This window comes from Parabacteroides gordonii MS-1 = DSM 23371 (genome assembly GCF_000969825.1).
GTDB lineage: Bacteria > Bacteroidota > Bacteroidia > Bacteroidales > Tannerellaceae > Parabacteroides > Parabacteroides gordonii.
Window position 1 is genome coordinate 1,461,514 of sequence record NZ_KQ033919.1, and the last position, 24,113, is coordinate 1,485,626.

Annotated in this window: 17 protein-coding genes; 11 read left to right on the forward strand and 6 right to left on the reverse strand. The window is 44.2% G+C overall.

What is annotated here, in order from left to right:
- The first annotated feature begins 10 nt into the window (after window positions 1–10).
- On the forward strand, window positions 11–1,729 hold the full coding sequence (locus HMPREF1536_RS05935) for a RagB/SusD family nutrient uptake outer membrane protein (RefSeq protein ID WP_028727725.1): 1,719 nt from the start codon (window positions 11–13) through the stop codon (window positions 1,727–1,729).
- A 146-nt stretch (window positions 1,730–1,875) separates the two neighbouring features.
- Here the strand turns inward: HMPREF1536_RS05935 and purL are convergent, their stop codons facing one another.
- The 3 genes from purL to HMPREF1536_RS05950 all read right to left on the reverse strand — a co-directional run bounded on the left by purL (window position 1,876) and on the right by HMPREF1536_RS05950 (window position 6,843).
- Complete coding sequence (purL, locus tag HMPREF1536_RS05940) at window positions 1,876–5,568, reverse strand: phosphoribosylformylglycinamidine synthase (protein ID WP_028727724.1); 3,693 nt, start codon at window positions 5,566–5,568, stop codon at window positions 1,876–1,878.
- Window positions 5,569–5,808: 240 nt separating this feature from the next.
- Entirely contained in the window at window positions 5,809–6,243 is a 435-nt protein-coding gene (locus tag HMPREF1536_RS05945; RefSeq protein ID WP_028727723.1) for a DUF6078 family protein, read from the reverse strand.
- Window positions 6,244–6,402: 159 nt separating this feature from the next.
- Window positions 6,403–6,843, reverse strand: a complete 441-nt coding sequence (locus HMPREF1536_RS05950) for a hypothetical protein (protein ID WP_028727722.1) — start codon at window positions 6,841–6,843, stop codon at window positions 6,403–6,405.
- A 386-nt stretch (window positions 6,844–7,229) separates the two neighbouring features.
- Between HMPREF1536_RS05950 and HMPREF1536_RS05955 the strand changes: the two genes are divergently transcribed.
- The 8 genes from HMPREF1536_RS05955 (at window position 7,230) to HMPREF1536_RS05990 (ending at window position 19,149) form a co-directional block, all read left to right on the forward strand.
- A complete protein-coding gene (locus HMPREF1536_RS05955; protein ID WP_028727721.1) occupies window positions 7,230–7,793 on the forward strand; it encodes an RNA polymerase sigma-70 factor in 564 nt (187 codons plus the stop codon).
- 109 nt (window positions 7,794–7,902) lie between these two features.
- Window positions 7,903–8,907 carry a FecR family protein gene (locus HMPREF1536_RS05960; protein WP_028727720.1) on the forward strand — a complete coding sequence of 335 codons (1,005 nt, stop codon included), beginning with the start codon at window positions 7,903–7,905 and terminating at the stop codon, window positions 8,905–8,907.
- 115 nt (window positions 8,908–9,022) lie between these two features.
- Window positions 9,023–12,388 carry a TonB-dependent receptor gene (locus tag HMPREF1536_RS05965; protein WP_044192144.1) on the forward strand — a complete coding sequence of 1,122 codons (3,366 nt, stop codon included), beginning with the start codon at window positions 9,023–9,025 and terminating at the stop codon, window positions 12,386–12,388.
- Window positions 12,389–12,393: 5 nt separating this feature from the next.
- On the forward strand, window positions 12,394–14,016 hold the full coding sequence (locus HMPREF1536_RS05970; protein WP_028727718.1) for a RagB/SusD family nutrient uptake outer membrane protein: 1,623 nt from the start codon (window positions 12,394–12,396) through the stop codon (window positions 14,014–14,016).
- A gap of 82 nt (window positions 14,017–14,098) precedes the next feature.
- On the forward strand, window positions 14,099–16,057 hold the full coding sequence (locus tag HMPREF1536_RS05975) for an alpha-L-fucosidase (RefSeq protein ID WP_028727717.1): 1,959 nt from the start codon (window positions 14,099–14,101) through the stop codon (window positions 16,055–16,057).
- Window positions 16,058–16,163: 106 nt separating this feature from the next.
- Window positions 16,164–17,714: a sulfatase family protein gene (locus tag HMPREF1536_RS05980; protein ID WP_028727716.1), complete on the forward strand. Its 1,551-nt coding sequence runs from the start codon at window positions 16,164–16,166 to the stop codon at window positions 17,712–17,714.
- A gap of 132 nt (window positions 17,715–17,846) precedes the next feature.
- Window positions 17,847–18,506, forward strand: coding sequence for a LysE family translocator (locus HMPREF1536_RS05985; RefSeq protein WP_028727715.1), 660 nt, complete (start codon window positions 17,847–17,849; stop codon window positions 18,504–18,506).
- Window position 18,507: 1 nt separating this feature from the next.
- Complete coding sequence (locus HMPREF1536_RS05990; RefSeq protein WP_028727714.1) at window positions 18,508–19,149, forward strand: carbohydrate-binding family 9-like protein; 642 nt, start codon at window positions 18,508–18,510, stop codon at window positions 19,147–19,149.
- A 55-nt stretch (window positions 19,150–19,204) separates the two neighbouring features.
- Here the strand turns inward: HMPREF1536_RS05990 and HMPREF1536_RS05995 are convergent, their stop codons facing one another.
- Complete coding sequence (locus tag HMPREF1536_RS05995) at window positions 19,205–19,609, reverse strand: DUF6249 domain-containing protein (protein ID WP_028727713.1); 405 nt, start codon at window positions 19,607–19,609, stop codon at window positions 19,205–19,207.
- A gap of 183 nt (window positions 19,610–19,792) precedes the next feature.
- Here HMPREF1536_RS05995 and HMPREF1536_RS06000 point away from each other — a divergent pair, with 183 nt between their 5' ends.
- Entirely contained in the window at window positions 19,793–20,350 is a 558-nt protein-coding gene (locus tag HMPREF1536_RS06000; protein ID WP_028727712.1) for an RNA polymerase sigma factor, read from the forward strand.
- A gap of 2 nt (window positions 20,351–20,352) precedes the next feature.
- The gene (locus tag HMPREF1536_RS06005) at window positions 20,353–20,700 is read left to right on the forward strand and encodes a hypothetical protein (RefSeq protein ID WP_028727711.1); all 348 of its coding nucleotides are present in this window, start codon (window positions 20,353–20,355) and stop codon (window positions 20,698–20,700) included.
- Here the strand turns inward: HMPREF1536_RS06005 and HMPREF1536_RS06010 are convergent.
- Window positions 20,639–22,777, reverse strand: a complete 2,139-nt coding sequence (locus tag HMPREF1536_RS06010) for a sensor histidine kinase (protein WP_122146889.1) — start codon at window positions 22,775–22,777, stop codon at window positions 20,639–20,641. The two genes, HMPREF1536_RS06005 and HMPREF1536_RS06010, sit on opposite strands and share 62 nt — an antisense overlap.
- A 12-nt stretch (window positions 22,778–22,789) precedes the next feature.
- Entirely contained in the window at window positions 22,790–24,109 is a 1,320-nt protein-coding gene (locus tag HMPREF1536_RS06015; protein WP_081693318.1) for a sensor histidine kinase, read from the reverse strand.
- Between the last annotated feature and the right edge of the window lie 4 nt (window positions 24,110–24,113).

Genomic DNA, 24,113 nt, shown 5'->3' on the forward strand with positions numbered 1-24,113 from the left:
CATAAACAGCATGAAAAATATAAAATCACTTTGTGCAGTCAGCCTGCTGGCAACGACTATGGCTTTTACTTCCTGTACGGATCTGACAGAAGAGCCATTCAATATATTGACAAGCGACAACTATTTCACCGACAAGGCTTCTGTTGAAGCCACCGTACTCCGCCCGTACGAACATGCACAATGGTGCGGATGGGACGGCGACCGCTGGCAGTTGCAGGAACTCACCGGCGACCATTTCGTATGGACACAGAAGGGACGTCATGGCTACGATGACGGACAATGGGTTCGCCTGCACGAGCATAAATGGAATTATGACATGAACCAGATCAACGGTGGCTGGGTTGGCCCGTATCAGGGAATCCAGCAGATCAACTCGCTGCTTCGCGACTTCAATATCCTCGACTTCCAGGCAATGGGTATTACCGACGAGGAAAAGAACAATTACATCGGCGAGCTGCGTACCTTACGCGCCTGGTTCTACATCTTCCTGATCGACTTCTATCGCAATGTTCCTATCTTTACGGAGAAAGACGCACCCGACGAACTGCTCGCACAATCTGCCCCGGAAGAAGTTTTCAACTATATCGAAAGCGAACTGAAAGAAGTATTGCCCCAACTGAAAAAGGAAAACATCGTCGGTCGCTTCACCCAGGCTCCCGCCGCTGCACTGCTGGCCCGTATCTATTTCAATTCGCAAGTATGGCTTAACGTAGACCGTTCGGCCGATTGCAAGACCTTCTGCGAAGATATTATTGCTGGTAAATACGGAGAATATCATATCAACCAGAATGACTACCGCGATCCATTCCGCTCCGGTATCAAAGGCTACAGGTCACCCGAACTTCTATTCGAATTCCCCCACAAACGTAATGTGTACCAGTTCGGCGGTTTCCACGACTCCTTCCTGCACTACACATCCGGACAGGCATTGGGTAATCCCGACGGCGGTAACAACGGTATCCACATGACTCCTTCAAGGGACTTCGACGGCAACGTCTACAAATTCGCCAGCCAACTGGGAACCCCGTACGAAAAGTTTGCAGACTGCGATTACCGCAAACAACCTTTCCGGATCACCAGCGCAAACGGCGACTATGACGGTTTCTTTATGATCGGTACACAATACAAGTTCGATTATACAAAAGGATACGGTTATACGGATGAGACAGTGAAAGGAACAGAAGAGTACAAAGGCGAACCGCTGATCTATGTAGATCAGGTAGGCCGTTTCTCCGAAGGCCTGGCCACTGCCAAAGAAAAAGGATCGCGTGTGACGACAGGGGAAGAGAACTCAGGAGTTCGCTTTAATAAGTTCCCTTACCTGCAGGAAGGCGACGGACTGTATATGTGCCAGTCTGCACCGGAAATCCGCCTGGCAGAGATCTACTACATGCTGGCAGAGATCAATTACAGAAGCGGCAACAAGACGAAAGCTGCCGAACTACTCGATTTCGTACGCATCAGGAACTATCCGGCAGACAAGTGGAGCAAATACAGCTACACACAAAACCCGGCCATGCTGACAGACCAGGAGTTTGTAGACGAATGGGGACGTGAGTTTATCGGCGAACGCCGCCGCCGTCCGGATCTGATCCGTTGGGGACGCTTCGGTAATGCCTGGTGGGACAAAGACGTCGATCCGTCGGACAAGGAATACACGATCTTCCCGATCCCAAAACGCCAGATGGATGCCAACCCATTGTTAAAGCAAACGACAAAAGGCTGGTAACGACCTCATAAAACAAAATGGATAAGCAGCCGCACTAACTAACTATTTCGCACTTAATAATAATATCCCTGGCTGCTTATTCATAAAAAAAGGTTGCAATGTTCAGTACATTGCAACCTTTTTACATTTAAAAGATCTATCTCTTTTTACTTCTTGTTTCCTTCAATCCACTTGTATGCATTTACGAAACCTTCGATCCACGGAGTTACCTCGTCGTTGTTCTTACGATCGTTCGGATAGTAACCGCACTGCCACGGGAACAAAGCACGTTCCGGGTGAGGCATCATGGCCAGATGGCGACCGTCTTTCGAACATACACCGGCAACAGACCAGGGTGAACCGTTCGGATTGGCAGGATAACCATCATAGTTATATTTAGCAACAATGTGATATTCTTTTTCTTCATACGGGAAAGAGAACTTACCTTCTCCGTGAGCCACCCAAACACCGATCTTGCTTCCGCTCAAAGAACCGAACATGATTGAGTTATTCTTCGGGATCTCCAATGTGACGAAGTTAGACTCGAACTTATGAGAGTCGTTGTGCAACATCTTATGCTTCTTTTCGTGTTCCGGATAAACCAGTCCCAGTTCGGCCATCAGCTGGCAACCGTTACAGATACCCATACTCATCGTATCAGGACGTGCATAGAAGTTTTCGAGCGCTTTCTTCGCCTTTTCGTTGTAGAAGAAACCACCGGCCCATCCTTTGGCAGAGCCCAGTACGTCGGAGTTGGAGAAACCACCGCAGAATACGATGAAGTTTACATCTTCCAGCGTTTCGCGTCCTGAAGCAAGGTCGGTCATGTGAACGTCTTTCACATCGAAACCTGCCAGATACAATGCGTAAGCCGTTTCACGCTCACACTGTGTTCCCTTTTCACGGATTACGGCCGCTTTGATTCCGCTCGGAGTCTTGCGGTCGGCAGACAAGCCATAAGAAGAAAGCTTTCCGGTGAAGTTCTTGTTGTACTTCACTTCCAGCGGCTGCATCTTATAGTTTTCGAAACGGTTGCCTGCGCATACGCTTCCCGACTGTTTTACATCCAGCTTGTAAGAAGATTCATACCATACATCACGCATATAGTCGATACCGAAGTGATATTCCACACCGTCTTTGTCGACGAGGATATGACGTTCGTCGGTCGGCTTGGCGATAACGGCGAAACCTACACCGGCTTCTTCCATCAACTTTTCGAATGCTTTCTTGTCTTTCACCTGAACCAGGATACCCGGGTTCTCAGCGAACAGGATCTTAACGATATCTGTTTCCGACAACTTATCCAGATTGACCTGCAAACCGCCTTCTACGTTGGCGAAGCACATTTCAAGCAAAGCCGTGATCATACCACCGGCTGAGATATCGTGACCGGCAAGGATCAGGTTCTTTTCGATAGCTTCCTGCACTGCGTTGAACGCATCGGCAAAGTATTCGCTATCCTTTACTGTCGGCACTTCGTCACCCAGCTTGTTCAAAGCCTGGGCAAAAGCAGAACCGCCCAGCTTCATCGTATCGAACGAGAAGTCTATATAATATATGTATGAGTTCTTGTCGTTCACCAAAACAGGAGAAACAATTTTGCGGATATCGCTTACCTCGGCACCGGCTGAAATAATAACCGTACCCGGAGCGATCACCTTCTCGTCGCCATACTTCTGAGTCATCGACAAAGAGTCTTTACCTGTCGGGATATTGATCCCCAGTGAGCAGGCAAAATCGGAAGCAGCTTCGACAGCCGTGTACAAACGGGCATCTTCCCCTTCGTTGCGGCACGGCCACATCCAGTTGGCACTCAGCGATACGCCTTCCAGCTTGTCAGCCAGTGGAGCAAATACGATATTCGTCAGCGACTCGGCAATAGCCATTACAGAACCGGCAGCCGGATCGATCATAGCCACCTGAGGAGCATGACCGATAGAAGTAGCGATACCGGCTTTTCCACGGTAATCCAACGCTACCGCACCCAGGTCGCTGAGTGGCAACTGCAATTCACCCTGGCACTGCTGACGGGCGATCTTACCTGTTACGGAACGGTCTACCTTATTGGTCAACCAGTCTTTACAAGCAACAGCTTCCAGTTGCAGTACGTTTTCCAGATAGTGGTGCAATTCCGATTCCTTGTAAACTACCGGAGCATACGTTTCATTGACCGTATGGTCTGTCATGATCGTTCTCGGCGGTTTACCGAACATATATTCGAGCTTGATGTCGATAGGCTTCACACCGTCGGCCTGTTCGAATACAAACTTCATGTCGTTTGTTGTTTCTCCGACCACATACATCGGAGCACGTTCGCGTTCTGCAATACGTTTTACGCGTGCCACGTCTTCTTCCTTCATCAGCAAGCCCATACGTTCCTGGCTTTCGTTACCTACAATTTCCTTAGCGGAAAGCGTAGAGTCGCCGACAGGCAGTTTGCTCATGTCGATATGTCCGCCGGTTGCTTCCACCAACTCAGACAAACAGTTCAGATGACCGCCTGCTCCATGGTCGTGGATAGAAACGATCGGGTTCTCGTCAGACTCGGCGATCGCACGGATCACGTTGGCTGCACGTTTCTGCATTTCGGGGTTGGCACGCTGTACGGCGTTCAGCTCGATACCGCTGGTGTACTGTCCTGTATTTACAGACGATACGGCACCACCACCCATACCGATACGGTAGTTGTCACCACCGATCACAACCACCTTTTCGCCCGGTTCGGGATTCCCCTTCAGTGCGTCGCGCATATTAGCGAAACCGACACCACCGGCAAGCATGATTACTTTATCGTATGCGTATTTCTTATTGTTTTCTTCGTGTTCGAAAGTCAGAACGGAACCACAGATCAGCGGCTGTCCGAAATGGTTACCGAACGTAGAAGCACCGTTTGAAGCCTTGATCAGGATCTGTTCCGGAGTCTGGTATAACCAGGGACGCGGATCCATGATCTTTTCCCATTCGCGGGCACCTTCGGTACGCGGATAAGAAGTCATGTAAACGGCAGTTCCGGCGATAGGCAAAGAAGCCTTACCACCACCCAGACGGTCACGGATCTCACCACCTGTTCCGGTAGCAGCCCCGTTGAACGGTTCCACGGTAGTCGGGAAGTTATGTGTTTCCGCTTTCAGTGAGATAACCGTCTTGATCTCTTTCACTGCATAGAAATCAGGTTTGTCGCCTGTCAGCGGAGCGAACTGTTCTACTACCGGGCCTTCGTTGAAAGCCACATTATCTTTATAAGCAGAAACCAGCTTGTTCGGGTTTACTGCCGAAGTTTTCTTGATCAGGTTAAAAAGAGAACTTTCTTTCTCTTCTCCGTCGATGACGAATGTACCGCCGAAAATCTTATGACGGCAGTGTTCCGAGTTCACCTGTGCGAAACCATATACTTCGCTGTCGGTCAGCTTACGTTCCAGTTTCTGGCTTACTTCGTTGAGGTAAGAAACTTCTTCGTCGCTCAAAGCCAGTCCTTCTTTTTTGTTGTAAGCTGCGATATCTTCGATATAAACAATCGGATCCGGTTGTTTACTGATCGTGAAGATATCCTGGTTCAGGCCGTTGTAGATGCGTTGCAGCATCGGGTCATGGTCTGCCTCACCGGAAGAAACAGGGAAGTATTCTTCGATACGTGAGATACCGCTCAATCCCATGTTCTGGGTGATTTCCACGGCATTAGTACTCCACGGGGTGATCATTTCCCGGCGTGGGCCAACATACCAGCCATCCAATGTTTCCGATTGAACGGGAGTTGCTTCACTAAACAACCAAACGAGCTTTTGAACATCTTCAGGAGAGAAAGCGTGTGCGGCCTCAACAGCCAGCACCGTCTTTGTTGGAGATTGAAAGAATAGAATCATATCGTCGATTTATTAAGATATTCCAATAACAGACTGCAAAGATAATAAATATGTGGCAGATAAGAATGTACATCCTTACATTTTAGATTTAAAACCGCTCTTGCAAGTTTTTTTTAAAACAGGCAGAAAAGACAGACAAGGCTCCTGTCTACAATTTGTTTCATCCTAGTGAAACACTTGTTTCTCCTATATGAAACAGTTGTTTCACTAGGATGAAACACTTTTGAAGTAATATACTTTTTACCACTCGTACTGCTCTACATATTCATCGAACAGGGGAGCTTCCTGAATACCCCGCTGAAGAAACAACTGACGGACATACTCTTGTTGTTCGGGAGTAAAAAGACGTTCTTTACGCCAAAGGCGATAAAAATGCGTTCGTCCGAAATAGGTTAACATCTGTTGTTTGATCACTATCGCATCGTTATGTGGTATATGAGCCAGTAAGTCTGTCATTCCCAGGGCAAACTGCTGCAACTGGTCAGCTTTAAAGAAAGTGCAATCCCCATTGCCCGGATTCGCATACGCCGGACTGACAAGGGTTATAGTCTTGCGCTCTGCCGGTATATGTTGCATGGCCTTACTACGAAGGCACTCATCTGCTCGTTTGCATTGGTTGTTCGCACAGTGAGCGAACTTATACGGCAGCAAATCGTAATTAAAATCTTTATTCATAATGTATATTGTTTTAACAAAACTACATTTTATTATCCAATTGCAAAACAATCGCATCATAAATATACGATAAGCGACTAATCTATTGCCGATAATTACCAGTTTACATTACCGACAGCCATCGACAATAGGTTAGTAAGGCTGAAAAAGATATATACATCAAGATATATTTTTCTCCGCAATCTTCTTTTCCACCTCTTTGATTTGCTTATCATAATAGTTAGCCATGCTATTAATCAGACGGCCGGATTGAGATAAAAAAGCAACGCATTCCATAAGTTCGGCACTAAGCCGATAATTCTTACTCCGAACGCTTTTTCTTTCTTCACATTGCAGGTAGCAGGCAAAACCACGAAACAGAAGCGGGATATATTTATCCCAAGGAAGTTCGAGCCTTGTCAGGAAAGTTTTCACACATTGCAACTGATGCCGGAGATAGAGAAGTTGATCCTCTCCTTGCTTCGTATTGGAAAAGGCCTGCTTGATACGCATAGACTCTTCTTCAAAATAAGCATCTTTTGAAATGTCTTGTTGGAACTGCTGAACGATGTGTTCAAAACCAGAGGTGTCAGCAACGGGGGAATTGTTTTCTGCTTCCATAATATTAATATATTAGAGATTAAAGCAGGCGAAAAAAGAACGGTTTCGCCTTTCCCGTTGCTATACACCTCAAGGGCAGTGGGCACATTAATGCACCACACGGGGGTACGAAACCGTATATGATGGCAGCAGACATAAGATATGCCTGCTGCTTCAAAGTCGGAAGGTTCCTTCCCTTGAGTTATGTATAGCGTTGCAAATATACTATTATTTTAATAATACTACCGCGATTTAGTCTTTTAAATAAGGTTTCCATGCGCTACATGAAAACGGCTGGACGCCAACTTGCCAGAGATAAGATAGTAGTTTTATAATTTTTTTTCCTTTTAATAATAAACGATCTTTATCTTTGCAACTGAATAAGGAGATAATAAATCTATCTATTAATGGATTTCACCACCGAAAAGGGATACATAGAGGCAGTCAGCAGGGGCGATGAACAGGCATTCGAGTCATTGTTCCTACACTACTTTCCACGGATTAAAGGATTCATCAGCGGAATCCTGCAAAACGAGGAAGAGGCTGAAGATATTTCCCAGGATATATTCGTATCCATGTGGCAGAACAGGGAACGGCTCACGAATATCGAGAACCTGAATGCATACTTATTCCGTATAGCGAAGAATACGGTCTTCCGCCATATCGAACGGTCTCTATTATTCAAAGATTACCAGCAACAAACAGAACATGCCGCATTTGTTTCCGGCGAAAATGACAGCATAGAGGAAGAACTATACGCCAAAGAACTGGAATTCCTTATTTCTGTCGCTGTTGAAAAGATGCCGCCTCAACGAAAACAAATCTACCGGATGAGCCGTGTGGACGGACTATCCAACGACGAAATCGCAACACGCCTGTCCATTAGCAAACGGACTGTTGAAAATCATCTGACACTAGCACTAGCCGATATCCGCAAAATCATAGGATTCTTCATCCTTGCTTTCCTCTGATCCCCGACGAACACAGGACGATTTAAATTATTTTTGAAAAAAATTCATTTTCGGCTGTGTGTACTTCCCGCCTCACGTATCTTATATACAAAACAGGAAATATACACACATGTCAAAAGCATATAAAATACTACATAATCTGGTCAACCATACATTTGATCCCGAACTCCGGAACAATATATGGAAATGGCTGATCACCCCTTCCAAACAAAAAGAAAAAGAGGAGGTTCTTTTTTCTCTTTGGAACGAATACCCGTTGGCGGCAGACCAGAGCACCTACCAATCATTTAAGGAAACGCGGAGGAAAATCAAAAACGCCCGGCAGGAAAAGCGCCTGCACAGGATAACCAGAACGATAGCACGGGCAGCGGCCATCCTGGTCATACCTTTGTTATCGATTGTCGGTTCTTATTTATACATACAGAAATACACTACCGAAACGGAGTTGGTACAATGCTTCGTTCCGGATGGAGAAAAGAAGGAATTGATATTACCGGATGGTTCCAAAGCAAATGTAAATTCAGGTAGTATCCTTATATATCCTAAGAAATTTAAGGGAAACACACGCTCTATCTATTTATCGGGAGAGGCAAACTTTACTGTCCAAAAAGACAAAGAACATCCCTTTATAGTAAAAACAAACTACATAAAGGTGCAGGCACTCGGAACGAAATTCAATGTACAGGCTTATATCGAAAGCGATAAGATCATTACAACGCTTGAAAACGGAGCAGTGAAAGTAGATAAAACAACGGAGGATGAAAATTCCTTTATCTTATCCCCCAACGAACAGTTGGAATATAACTATCGAACCGGGGCATTTGAGAAAAGAATGATCAACGCAGCCAATTATTCCGGTTGGACTAAGGGAGAACTGAACTTTATGAACCAACCGTTGAAAGAAATACTGGCTACTTTACAACGGGAATATGCTGTGCAGTTTGTAATAAACGCACGTCTATTTACCTCTGATCTATATACGATCAAATTCTCACAACAGGAAAGTATCGATAATATAATGAACATATTAACCTTGACTGTCGGAGGATTAAAGTATGATATAGAAGACAATATAATAACTATTCAATCACTTAAAAAGAAAGGACTCAAATGAAAAAAAGGGACCGGAGAAAATTGCGACACCTTTTCCGGACCCCCGAAATCAACAACCCGCATTTTAAAATCGTAAGAATCTTAAATTTAGTAATCATTGATTAATTCACAAAAGTATGAAATTAAACTATCAAAAGAGTAAGAAAATACTCCTAAATTTTCGCAAAATATTAATATTAGCATTGTTAGCCTTTTCTACAAGTGTTATTTGCTGGGGACAGAATCAACGGATAACAATTTCAGGAAATAATAATACACTTCTGAATATCTTTGAAGATATAGAGAAACAAACCGGTTTAAGCATTGCATACAATCAAACCAAATTGGATGTAGCCCGAAAGATCAAACAGGATTTTAAGGATAAGAACTTATCATCAGTTATGGCTGACATTTTGAGAGACACCGGTTTTTCTTATCATATAGAAGGAAAACACATTATTATTGTTTCTGCAAAGAGCCAGCAGACAGAGACCCCCCAATCGAGTAATAACCCGCAAAAAATAGCCGGCGTTATTCTGGATGCCACAGGATATCCGATCATCGGAGCCAACGTTGTTATTAAAGGAACAACCACCGGAGTAATATCAGACCTGGATGGACGCTTTTCGCTGGAAGCTCCACAAGGTAGCAAATTACAAATATCATATATCGGGTATCTGAGTAAGGAGCTTACTGTCGACGGTAATACTACAAACTATAATATACAATTATTGGAAGACTCTCAAGCCTTGGAAGAAGTTGTAATTGTGGGATATGGTACGGAAAAGAAAGTTAATGTAATCGGTTCCATTGCTCAGATCGGAGGGGATAAAATAACTAACCGGCCGACTTCCATGCTGTCAAATGCCTTAGCCGGACAAATGGCTGGAGTTACTGTTATTCAACGCTCTGGGCGCCCTGGCAATAACGGAGCCGAAATCCGCATTCGTGGAGTTGCCTCCTTTGGCGGAGATGATTCCAGTAAAGCCGATGCCCTAGTTTTGATCGACGGAATACCTGGTTCCCTAAATGATATTAATGCCGAAGATGTAGAAAGTATTTCGGTATTAAAAGATGCATCCACCGCAGCCATTTACGGAGCACGCGCTGCAAATGGTGTCATTCTCGTAACTACGAAAACAGGGAAAGAAGGTAAAATGACTGTCAGCTATAACGGATATGTCGGATTTAATCAGCCGACCGAACTTCCTGAGTTTGTCGACACCTGGCGATATGCCGAGCTGTTGAATGAAGCGAAAGGGACAGAATTCTATACTCAAAGCGAGATACAGAAAATGAAAGATGGTAGCGATCCCGACAAGTTTGGTAATCACAGATATTTAGATGAAGTATTTAGTAGGAAAGGGATACAGACCGGACATGATTTAACATTGAACGGAGGAACATCCAGTAATCGCTATTTGCTGTCCCTGGGATATCTCCATGAAGACGGAATTATCAAAAAGAATAATTTTGAACGCTTTAATACACGTTTGAATCTTGTTACAGACATTCTGCCTAATCTGACAATCACAACCCGTTTATCAGGAGTTTATGCCACAAGAAAAGAACCTCTTGCAGATGGAGGATCTAGTATGCTGGATATGGTAGGATCAGCTATACGTACACCCGGATTATGGGCAACCCGGCTTTCTAATGGAGAACTGGGACTAGGGAATAAGTCGAATGGGACACCAGCGACTCCACTTTATACCAATTCATTCTTTGAAGCACCAGATTTTAAAGTCAATGCTAATCTCCGTATGGATTATAGTCCGATAAAAGATCTTAAATTGTCCGCAATCGGAGGTTTCAACTATCAAAATCAGGAACAACGAACCTATCAGGCCTCCTGGGTACTGGAAGGAAAGAATGTCGGGACTTCTTCATTAAAACATGAAATGCTGAAAACTATTTATAAAACATTTCAAGCGACTGCTGAATATAATAAGACATTCGGACAGCATTCATTCGGAGTTTTGGCCGGCTATTCGTGGGAAGACCAGTCATACAGAACGTTAACTGGTTTTCGGGACAAATTCCCTGGTAACGACCTACCTTATCTGAATGCAGGCTCACCCGATAATCAGCAATCCAGTGGAGGAGGATATGACTGGGCGATTCAATCTTTATTCGGTCGTATAAGATATAATTATGCAGAACGTTATCTCTTTGAATCAACCTTGCGCTACGACGGTTCTTCCCGTTTTCCGACCAATCAGAAATATGGTTTCTTCCCATCGGTAGCCGCCGGATGGAGAATTTCAGAAGAAAATTTTTTCAAGGAAAATGAAAAACTGGAATGGATATCTAATTTGAAATTAAAGATATCCTGGGGTAAATTAGGAAACCAAAACATCGGTAACTACCCCTGGCAAACCGTATTTAATTTAGGAAGAGATTATCCTTTTGGTGATAATTTTGCACTAGGGGCAGCGGTTGTTACAGCAACAGACCCGACAATCAAATGGGAAGAAACACAAACGTATGATGCCGGTTTCGAAAGTATTTTCTGGAACGGATTGTTAAGTGTCAATGCTAGTTACTTTTACCGGAATACTTACGATATTCTTTATAAGCCCAGCGGTAGTGTATCCAGTGTACTCGGACAACAAATATCTGTTATGAATACTGGAAAACTAAGAAATACCGGATGGGAATTCGAGGTAGGACACCAGAATAAAATCGGAGATGTATCCTATAATGTCAACGGTAATTTAAGTATTATCAATAATAAAGTCATCAGTCTGGGGCTTGGTAATGTTGAGCAATTAAATGGAATGGTAGGTAATGGTAGCGATCTGTTCATTGATTATCCGATGGAAATGTACTACGGTTATCTAACTGACGGTGTATACCTGAGCGATCAAGAAGTAAAAGAGTGGGCAGACGTTTCACAGTTACTACCACAGGCACAAAAAGGGGATGTCCGTTATAAAGATATAAGTGGACCAGACGGGGTTCCCGATGGAAAAGTCGATCCTAACTACGACCGGGTATATTTGGGGTCACGTATTCCTAAATTCACATTTGGTTTAAGTCTGGGAGCTGAGTATAAAGGATTTGATCTGGCCCTCCAACTCCAGGGAGTAGCCGGTGTAAAAGGATTGCTTTCCGGTTTCGCAGGATGGGCTCTTTGTGGAGAAGGGAATGTACAAACCTGGCAGGATGAAGGACGTTTTGATCCGGCTAATCCTCAACGCTATCCCAGTTATCCGAGAATACAGGAAGTTACCGGATCAGAAGGATTCAATACACTCACATCTGATTTCTGGATACTAGATGCTTCCTACATCCGTCTAAAAAACATCCAGGTAGGATACACTTTGCCCTCATCAGTAATGAAAAAAGCCGGAATATCCCGTCTACGTTTTTATATTACCGCCGAGAATCCTTGCAGCTGGAATAAATACAGAAAAGGTTGGGATCCGGAAATCAATGGGAATGGTGTTTATTATCCAATCCTCTCGACTTATACATTTGGTGTAAATCTTAAATTCTAACAAACATGAAACATTGTAAATATTATATAGTATGTTGTGTACTGGTATCATTGCTATTCAGTACGTCATGCAGTCTCGACCGTAACCCGCTGGATAACTTTGCAGAAAACGAATTCTGGACAAGCGAAGAAAATGCATTGATCGCACTAACCGGAATTTACAGGGGGAATATAACGTTCAATGCTGAAGAATACAATCCTTCAGACTTCTGGTCATATAGCGGCATTATGTTTCTTGAATTTGCCAGTGATAATGCTTATGACCGCAGAGGTAACAACTCCGGATTCTTTCAGATGGTAAATGGTAATTTAACAGCAAATACTAATTTCATTAAAGATTATTGGGCGAATGCCTACTCTAAAATAGCCCGGTGCAACCGCTTTTTGACAGGTGTCGATCAGGTTCCTGCATCTCCTGAAGTAATAAACAGGCTAAAATCAGAGGCCCGTTTCATCAGAGCTGTTCAATATTTTTATTTGTCACAGTTTTTCCATAATGTGCCTTTGGTTACTACCGTATTAACAAAAAACGAGGCAAATACTGTCAAAAAAAGTACGAAAGAAGAGATCACCACTTTCATTATTCAAGAGTTCAATGAAGCAGCAGAAGGATTACCTCGTTGGAAAGAACTGGCTACTTCTGAAATCGGACGTGCCTCCAAACAGGCAGCCTATGCTTTTCTGGGAAGAACCTGCTTAGCCGAAAAAAAGTATAAAGAAGCTGCAGACGCATACAACCAAATCATTTCTCTAGGAGATAACAGCATAGAAGATAATTATAGCGAAGTATTCTATCCTGCAAAAAAAGGATCTCCAGAAATCATTATCGGATCTCAATACCTGACAGACCTGGCTGGTTGCGGATTACCTCAGCACGCCTATCCTGTAAAAGATCGCGGTTGGAGTATCATCAACCCTTTAGGCAGTTTGTTTGAAGCTTATCAGTTTACAGACGGATCGGACTTCAGTTTCGACAGTCCGTTATACAATAAAGATAACTTAGGAAAAAACAGAGATCCACGTCTGGATTATACCATCTATTATAATGGTGCAACATTTAAAAATACAGTGTACAATTCGCACCCAGACGGTGGTAGCGTCGATGCTACTCAAAGTGGACAAACCACCCAGACAGGTTTTATGATGCGCAAATATTTCGATGAGTCTTATAATGGTGACCTTCGAAAATATGGGGTTAATATCCCAATCATCCGGTATCCGGAAGTTTTGTTAAGTTATCTGGAAGCCAAACTGGAAGGAGGAGAAGCGATTACACGTTCGTTATTGGATCAAACGATTAATGCCGTACGAGGCCGTGCCTCCGTACAGATGCCTCCTATTACCGAAACTAATCCGGAGAAACTGCGTACTATTCTTCGCAATGAACGTCGTGTTGAACTGGCGATGGAAGGAATCCGATACTGGGACCTGCGCCGTTGGGGAATCGCTCACGAAGTTTTGCAAGGCAAAATATACGGAGCTCCTTTCCCCGGACGAGAAAAGGTTGACGGTGACAATAATCAGGATCCATACGGCCGTTGGTACGTTAACAAATGGAATTTCCGCCAGCAAGATTATGTATGGCCGATACCGCAATCGGAACAAAACATCAATCCGAATCTGAGATAATATTTTTTTAACGAAGGGCTGGAGAAAGATAACCTATAGGAAGTAATATCTTTCTCCAGTCTCATTTTAATAAAGTAAGATCATGAGAAATTTACTAGCTTTCATCATATTATTACTAAGCGCCTGTTCATCCAATCAGTCTGACAATCGCCAGGAAGGAAAATCCTTCTCCGTACCCGCTAATGCATCCCGGGAAGATGTCATCAAACTGGCAACCGAAGTCCGTCCCTCCTACCGCCAACTGGATTACCAGCAACGGGAAATGTTAGGTTTCATCCATATCGGGATGAACACTTTCACCGGAGCGGAATGGGGAACTGGAAAAGAAGATCCTTCTATCTTCAATCCGGATCAACTGGATGCTGAGGAATGGGTTAAGACATTCAAAGATGCAGGGATCACCGGCGTTATCCTGGTTACTAAACATCATGACGGTTTTTGTGTATGGCCCAGTAAATACACCGACCATACTGTAGCCCATTCTCCCTGGCGCAACGGACAAGGAGATATGGTAAAAGAAGTGGCCGACGCCTGTAAAAAATATGATCTGAAACTCTGTCTCTACCTCTCCCCCTGGGATATGCATGAAGAGACTTATGGTACAGAGGCATACAATGATTATTATATCCATCAGCTGGAAGAATTGTTAACGAATTATGGCCCCGTCTATCTTCTCTGGTTCGATGGCGCCGGCGTAAACAGCAAAACCAGCGGTAAAGAAATGAATTTTGCCTGGGAACGTATCTTTAAAAGAGCGCGCAAACTTCAGCCGGATGTATTGTTATCCGGTGCAGCACCTGACATACGTTGGGTAGGCAACGAGGCCGGACAGGGACGCGAAACGGAATGGAGCGTTCAGGGGATCGATGATGAAAATGTATTGTTCGGCGGAGAGATCAAAGGGCACGCTTCGACGGCCAAAAACCTGGGGAGTATAGATGAATTAATGAATAAAAAACGACTGGTATGGTATCCCTCGCGGGGAGGCTTACCACTGCGTAAAGGTTGGTTCTATAATCCGAACGACGACCAAACGACCAAATCATTGGAGTATCTCGTAAACAGCTATTTCTCTACCGTTGGTCAAAACTCCAACCTCCTGCCTAACCTCTCGCCGGATAAAACAGGCCGCATCCCCGGGAAAGATGCAAAACGACTGATCGACTTCGGTAAAATAATTGCAGCCATGAAGCAAACGGACTATGCGTTGGGAGCTAAAACCATTCCCGTTTCAGGTTGGGATAACTCTTCAGAAAAAAATGTCCTGACCGACAATGATCCTTTTACCTCCTGGCAAACACCGGACGGAGTGACACAAGCCGAAGTAAGGATCGAACTGAAAGCTGCCGCCCCGATCAATGTCATCAAACTACAGGAGAACATCCGTGATTACGGGCAAAGAGTAGAGTCTTTTGCTATAGATGCTTTGATCGAAGGAGAATGGAAGGAAGTTGCAACCAGTACAACCATCGGTTTCCGCAAAATGATCCGGCTGAAAGAACCGGTCGAAACCGATCAGTTCCGCATCCGTATCCAGAATAGCAGAGTATCTGTTTCTTTAAGTAACATATCCATGTATTATCTGGCTCCCATTCCGAAAGAAACGGAAAGAAAAAATGACCGGAAAGCGTTGACAGACGACAATTGGATCATTAGCTCTTCCGGCATCTATGTACAGGATACGCCTCTGCAATATCTGGTAGACAATAATGAGTCCGATTGTTTCAAAGGAATCATACGAAAACTTCCGGCCAAATTTCTTTTTAATTTCAATAACCAGGAATATATACTGAAAGGCTTCTCATATCTCCCTGATAAAACTGAACATGCTGGACACATTGAGGAGTATGCCCTCTACTTCAGCAATGACGGACAAAACTGGGGAAACCCCGTTATACAGGGACGTTTCGGAAACATCGTTAACAATCCGGTAGAACAGTTCATTCCTTTTGATGGACACAAAACGAAATTCGTAAAAATGGAAATACTAAAAGCGACTTCCGATACCATTTCGATACCCGGGCTTGTATTTTATCAATAAAAGCACTGCTACCGCGACGTTATCAAACGGTAAATTGTTTTTATCAGATAAAAAACAGATATTTGTAATCTGAATTTATAATTATTCACCTGAGATATTAAATATCATGAAATCAAACTTATTGATCGGGCTTGGATTGGGCACTCTGTTTGTCCCTAACCTATTGAAAGCCCAACAGGGGCAGCCTACTCCACAAAAGCCGAATGTCATCTTTATCTATGCCGACGACCTCGGTTACGGCGACCTGGAATGCTACGGAGCTACCCGCGTACAAACGCCTAACGTAAACAAACTGGCAAACAGTGGTATCCGCTTTACGAATACACATGCAACGGCTGCAACCAGTACCCCATCCCGCTATTCCCTGCTTACCGGAGAATATGCATGGCGCAGGCCGGGTACGGACATCGCTGCCGGTAACGCCGGAATGATCATCCGCCCCGAACGTTATACCATCGCCGACATGTTCAAGAACGCAGGCTATACAACGGCTGCCCTGGGTAAATGGCATCTGGGACTAGGCGATAAGACAGCCCAACAGGACTGGAATGCCCCGCTGCCCGCCGCTTTAGGTGATCTGGGATTCGACTATTCCTATATCATGGCTGCTACTGCCGACCGCGTTCCTTGTGTATTTATCGAAAACGGTAAAGTGGCCAATTACGACCCGTCTGCACCGATCGAAGTCAGTTATGAGAAACCTTTCGAAGGCGAACCGCTGGGAAAAGACCATCCGGAACTGTTATATAACCTGAAACATAGCCACGGCCATGACATGGCTATCGTAAACGGCATCGGACGTATCGGTTATATGAAAGGGGGCGGCAAAGCTTTATGGAAAGACGAGAACCTGGCAGACTCTATCACGACACATGCCCTCGATTTCATCAAAGCGAACAAGGACAAACCTTTCTTCATGTATTTCGCCACCAACGACGTACATGTTCCCCGTTTCCCGCACGACCGCTTCAGAGGTAAAAACCCGATGGGGTTGAGAGGTGATGCTATCGTGCAATTCGACTGGAGTGTCGGACAAATTCTGGATGAACTGGACAGACTGGGACTAAGAGAAAATACGCTGATCATCCTTTCAAGCGACAACGGTCCTGTTGTGGATGACGGTTATGCAGACCAGGCAGAGGAATTGCTGGGCGATCACAAGCCGGGCGGCCCGTTACGTGGCGGCAAGTATAGCGCTTTCGAAGCCGGAACACGCATTCCTGCAATTGTAAGCTGGCCGAAAGAAATAAAAAAAGGCAAAGTATCGGATGCTTTGATGTCGCAGGTCGACTGGTTTGCTTCACTGGCAGCATTGACTGGCTCGGTTCTTCCGAAAGGAGCAGCTCCCGACAGTTATAATTATCTGGGCACTTTATTGGGAACAGACAACAGCGAACGTCCCTGGGTGATCGAACAGGCATCCGACCACACCTTATCAGTCCGTACAAAAGACTGGAAATATATCGAAACCAGCGACGGACCGAATATGGTTCCCTGGGGCCCGAAAATCGAAACAGGCTATTCCAAGACACCTCAACTGTATGATATGACAAAAGTAGGTGAGCAGGAAAACCTGGCATTAAAACGTCCGGAAATTGTCTATCAGCTACAGTCTATACTGAAAGGTGTACGACAGAATACGGTAAAGCCGCAATAAGTTAAGACAATGTATTTCAATTAAAATTCAATGGTCGGGAGCAAAAGTTCCTGACCATTTTTTTGTTTTTACCTTTTTTTATCAGGGAATAGACATTATCTTTGTGGCAATTTGGCAGAAAATAAAAGGATAATGCTGGGACTTATTAGTAAAGGAATTGTGATAGGCATACTCGTATCAGCCCCGATGGGTCCGATTGGTATGCTGTGTATACAAAGAACATTGAACAAAGGACGTTGGCACGGTTTCGTTACCGGTCTGGGAGCAGCCTTATCGGATGTTATATATGCAGCTCTTACTTGCCTGGGAATGGGGGTCGTTGTTAATTTCGTGGAAGCCAACCAGGCTCCGCTTCAGTTGATGGGCAGCATTGTTCTGGGACTTTTCGGTTACTATATATACCAAACCAATCCTGTAAAAAACTTAAAAAAGCAACGTGAAAAAAAGTTATCGTTCACACAGGATTTTATTACAGCTTTTCTTCTTACCTTTAGCAACGTTTTGATCGTGCTTCTGTATATAGGCCTGTTCGCACGCTTTGGATTTGTGTTGCCGGATCATTCGGTCTGGATGTTATTAGGAGGGATCGCATGTATTGGTTTGGGTGCCGTTCTTTGGTGGTTCGGTATCACATATATAGTTGCTAAATTAAAAAAGTGGTTTAATGTACGAGGAATATGGTTGTTAAATCGGATTGTAGGGACAGTCATTATTATTTTGGCTATTGTAGGAGTCTTATCAGTTCTCCTCACCTCATATTTCCATTTGCCGTTGCTCCAAATCTATAATTAACATGAAGAAGCTAAAAGTACCGTATTTAGTAACACTGGATGTATTGGATTTATCATCCGCAGGATATTTGCTGGAAAGCAAAGCTCACAGAGAGTATATTGATGTAATCAATTGGGAGAAATACTCTTACAAACCGATTGTGGCATTCGACATTGCACGTTCGGATGCTTTTTTATACATTCGCTATTTTGTAAAAGGCAACTCATTAAAGGCACTTCATGGTGTCGACGGTTCTCCCGTTTATACAGATAGTTGTGTGGAGTTTTTTATGAAGACCGTGGAAGACCACAACTACATGAATTTTGAATTCAATTGTATCGGGACGTGTGATGCCGCCCGCCGGCAATCACGGGAGATCAAACGATCGCTGACCTCAGACGAATATGCATCCATCCGGAGATATTCTTCACTGGAAAACAAACCATTCACGGAGAAGATGGGCGTATACTCCTGGGAGTTGGTCGTTGCCATTCCTTTCCAGTTGATGGGACTCGATCCGGAAAATCTGCCGGAAAAGATTTTAGGAAACTTCTACAAATGTGCCGACGACACAGAGTTCCCCCATTACGTAAGTTGGAATCCGATCGATGTTCCTACACCAGACTTCCATCGTCCGGAATTCTTCGGGGAGATTTATTTATAAAACAAAAAAGGGTGAAGTTTAGAACTTCACCCTTTTTTGTTGCCTGATAAACCCATTATTTATCCTTATCCTTTGTAATCTTCATCTCTACAAGAAAGGCAATAATCAACCCGATACCACCGAACAACAGAACAGAGGCTCCGTAAATAGAACTGACCATTTCCCGCTCTCCCCAATTTTTCAAATCATAGTTAGTGGTAGATACAGAGATTATAAAGCCTACCAACAACCCTAATCCGACACCGGCCAATAAGCAACCGGCCTTCAATGAGCTAAAAGAGAAATTAGCCGATAGGCGGGGCAAACCAATTTTTACATCGAAAGCGGAAGGATCCAACTTATCTCCGATCTTCTCAATAATTGCCAATCGTTCTTTTTTACGTACGAACAATTCGAACAAGCCGTAAATACCGGCACACACTATCCCGACAATAAGCGGAACCATTATAAAATCCATCATAGCAGTAAGTATTAAATGTTTTTACTAATTCATTTACTAGTTTGACGCAGCGCCACAGAAAAGGTTACAACTAAAGAAAGAAAATATCCCGACACCTGCCGATTAGTTGCCGGAAATCTATTTTTTATATTATTATTGTTGCAAGTTGTAACCTAATTACCGAACTTGCGTCCATAAGGTAGGATGGAGTTGTATAGCGACGCATATTACATAGAAAGGATTGTGGCCGGAGATACAGGTTGTTTCGCCTGCCTGCTCGATAAATACAGCCGTCCGGTTCATTCGTTAATCCTTAAGACGGTACGGAATAAGGAGGATGCGGAAGAACTGGCGCAGGATGTATTTATGAAAGTTTTTCGTAACTTGCCGTCGTTCAAAGGCGATTGCAGCTTCTCTACCTGGATTTACCGGATCGCTTACAATACGGCGATTTCCGAACTACGGAAAAAGAAGCAGGAGTTTGTCGCCATTGAAGAGTCGCAGATCAACAACGTATCTGAAGAAGAAATCAGTGAGATACTGGGACATACGTCGGTATCGGAGCAACTCGACAAACTGGAGATCGCCCTCGCTCAACTGCCGCCGGACGAAAGGGCCTTGATCCTGCTCTTTTACCACAAGGAAAAGACAATCGAGGAACTGACCGTAATAACGGGGCTGAGTGCATCTAATGCCAAGGTCAAATTGCACCGTATACGAAAAAAGTTATTTGTATTAATTAAAGGAATGGAGGAACAATAAATATGGACAGTAACAAGAAGAACCCGGATATACTGGAAAACCTCTTCAGGCAGATGCCGGAAGAAGAACTGCCTGCGTCCTTTCGCCTGAACGTGATGCAGCAGATAGCCAAAGAAGCCGTTAAGGTAAGAAAGCGGGATGAATGGTTCGGACTGGCTGCCGTGATTGCAGCCTCGTTGCTGATGCTGGCAATAGCTGCCGTGTCTTTCTTCTATATAGAATTACCTCAGATAAGCTGGCCGAAAATAAATCTATCCGCCCTTAGTTTCTATTTCTATATCGGGATACTTAGTTTACTTCTCCTGTTTGCCGATTACAAGTTGAGGAAGGCATTCCGCAAGGATGAGTAAAGATAAAACGGGCTCCATTCTCATAGGTCGGATCGATAGCAAAAGTGCCATTTAAACGGTCTGCAATCAGTGTGCAGATAGAAAGTCCCAGGCCGGCACCGGGTTTATAATCATCCAGCTTTTCAAAACGCTGAAAGACAGAAGACTGTTTCTCCTTCGGGATACCGCAACCGGTATCAGTCACAGAGATATGGACCTGTTTGCCATCTTCATCGACTTTATAGGACAGGTTGATCTCTCCTTTTTGTGTGAACTTGGCCGAGTTCGTGAGCAGATTGGTCAGTATCTGCAACAGACGCAATTTATCAGTATGAAGTGTAACAGGGATAATATCCGGAGTAAAGGTCAGCTCTACCCCTTCCGGTATCCTGTGGCGGACACTGTCGAGTGCTCTTTGGCAACATTCCGTCAACGAATAATCATCAAACTTAAAATTCAGATCCCCGGTTTCCATGCGTGACAGGTCGAGTACGTCGTTAACAAGATTCAGCAACTGCTCGGTATTGTTCTTTATGACGGAAGCATACATATCAGCCTCATCCGGGTCACCAGAACCATCGACCAGTAAATCGGAAAAACCGACAATGGCATTCAACGGCGTACGTATCTCATGGCTCATATTGGCTATAAAGGCACTTTTCATCCGGCTGGCTTCTTCGGCTTTGGCTTTCTCGCATTTCAAGTTGTTTTCAGACTCCAACAGGGAATGTTTCTCCTTCAGTAACTCGTTCTTTAACCGGCGGGCACGCTGATAATACAGTAACAACACATACAAAAGACACAATAAGATAATAAAGACGACGGACAAGAAAAGGATTTGCCGCTGTTTCTCAGCCATGCGTTCCTTATTTACCTGCATCTCGTGTTCTTGTTCTTCCTTGTTTTTCAGTTCGTGCAAGGCTCGGAGCAGATTTACCTGACGAATGAATGTTTTCTTGTTGCGCTGTAAGCTCATATCATTCAGTTCATCATATAAAACAAGCGCTTCCGACAACCTCCCCTGCTCTTCCAATACTTCCGCCTGAAACTGCAAGTCGATGGGAATACGTTCCGTTTTGAATATCTCCTCCATCAGTTGTGCCGCCTTGGAGAGATTACCCGTTTTTCTGTAATAATGTGCCAGGGTCGCCCGATAAGTATTTTCCACATAATCACCCTCGACCACTACATTTCCGACATATTTGTTCGCTTTAGCCAGCATTTGTCTTGCTTCTGCCAGCATATCCTCACGGATATATAAATCTGCATAAGAAGAATAAAGTAACCAATACTCCCTTTTTATATGAGCAAATGTTTCCGTCCGCATAGTCATCACAGCCATGGAATCGACAGCAGCTTCATAACGTTTAAATATACCTAGAGCCTGTTCAAAAGGACAAACTCTAGTTGCACATTCCGCCTGATATGCTGACATCCTCATGCGGGTCTCCCTTCTCTTTACTTCAGAGCAATCCATATCATCCAGCATATCGATACCCTCCTGAAACACGACCACTGCAACACTATCACGACGCAAACGTTTATAAATCAACCCTAAACTCTCGGTACACCTAACCAAACCATACGGATGTCCGATCTCACTCGCCAAATGGTATTCGTTTAATGCTTCATTCAAGGCAGCCTCATACTCACCGCTCCAAAGCAAGTCCTGACAGGAATAGCTTTTCGCATCGAACAAAGCATTGGGGTATTCATTCCGGCTTTTGCTGATTGAATCGATCTTTCTTCCCCAATATAATATACTGTCCCGTAGCCCGTATTCATTATAATAATGACGGGACAGATTAAGCAGTGCGAAATAAACAGCAGGAATCGAATCGATCCGGCAAGCTTCTTCATAACAACGTTCCAGCCATGCAACCTCGACAGGTGTCTGATTATTCAGATCTGCCAGCCTGGTCAATACCGGTATCCTGACATGGGGATCGGAAGATACGGACAAGAGAGACTCCAAGCTGTCGATTTTATGAGAGATCAACAGAGAATCCGGTTGTGCAGAAAGAGAATACTGCGACATTACATACAGGATGAATGTAACCAGGAAGCATTTGTTCGTATATATATTGCAGGCTCTCATACTTTTATCGGATTAATCTTTGCTATTTTCCAAACCGCAGGGATGAATGAATACAAAGCACGCGCCTCTCGCTTCCTTTCCGGAAGAAGTATCCAGATACAAGCTGCCTCCAAAACGGTCGGCGATATTCCGGCAAATAGTAAGCCCTAATCCCGTACCTTGCTTAAAGTCATCCAGTTTTTCAAAACGTTCAAATATTTTTTCGGCCATTTCTTCCGGAACGCCACAACCGGTATCAGACACGATAAAGCGGACAGTATTATTCTCCCGGTCTATTTCAAAACTCAGATTCACCTCTCCTGTCGGAGTAAACTTAAGTGCATTTGAAAGCAAATGTCCCAGCAACTGCTGCAAACGGAACCGGTCGGTGTTTAAAAGAAAAGAGTCTACGGGGAATACACTGTTCAGCTTTACACCCGACCTGGCTTTATTTTCCATAAAAGCTGCCACCTCGCGGCAAAGCACAACTATATCCCATTCTTTGATCGTAAAACTATAATTACCAGACTCAAGCCGGGACAGGTCGAGAACATCATTTATCAGGTTCATCAATAACCCTGAACTGTGTTTGATCGTAGTGGCAAAAGTTTTTTTCTCCTTTTCCTGAAAAGAATTGTCGACCAGCAATTCAGAAAAACCGACAATAGCATTAAGCGGCGTACGCACTTCATGACTGATATTCGAGATAAAAACAGTTTTCAAACGGTTTGCTTCTACAGCCTCCTCTTTGATTACTCGCAATTGTTTTTCCGACTCAACCAGTGAATATTTCTCTTGCAGTAATTCATTCTTCAGACGCCGGGCACGGAGATACAAGCGGTATAAGAGAGATAACAGGATCAGCAGTACACCGATCGTCACCAAAATATGAATTAGTTGCCGTTGGCGGGAAGCGATCTGTTCATTCTGATAGTTCAGTTCGCGGACTCGTTTCTCGGTATCGTTCAAATCGTTCAGGACGCGAATCTGGGTCATCTGCCGGTCGAAAGCTTTATCATTAATAGCCGCATTCGTTTCCAGCATATTTTTATATACCTGAATAGCTTCTTTCAATTCCCCGTCACGACGCAGGGTCTGTATTTTCACCCTCATCATATCCACAAGCTCCTTGCCTAAAGAAACGTCTACTTTTTGTTGTCGGTTGATCGTAGTCAACTCTTTCAAAACAGTAAGTTTTTCTTCAGGCGTCTTTGCTTTTTGCAGCACATTACGCAAACTGTCTGTCCGTATTCTCCCTCTCTCGTTTTGGGAGGATGCCGATACAGCGTAAAGTAGAAGAACTACAATATATACTATTTTTACACCCCTTGTAAACAGACTTTTCGTCTTCATGCAT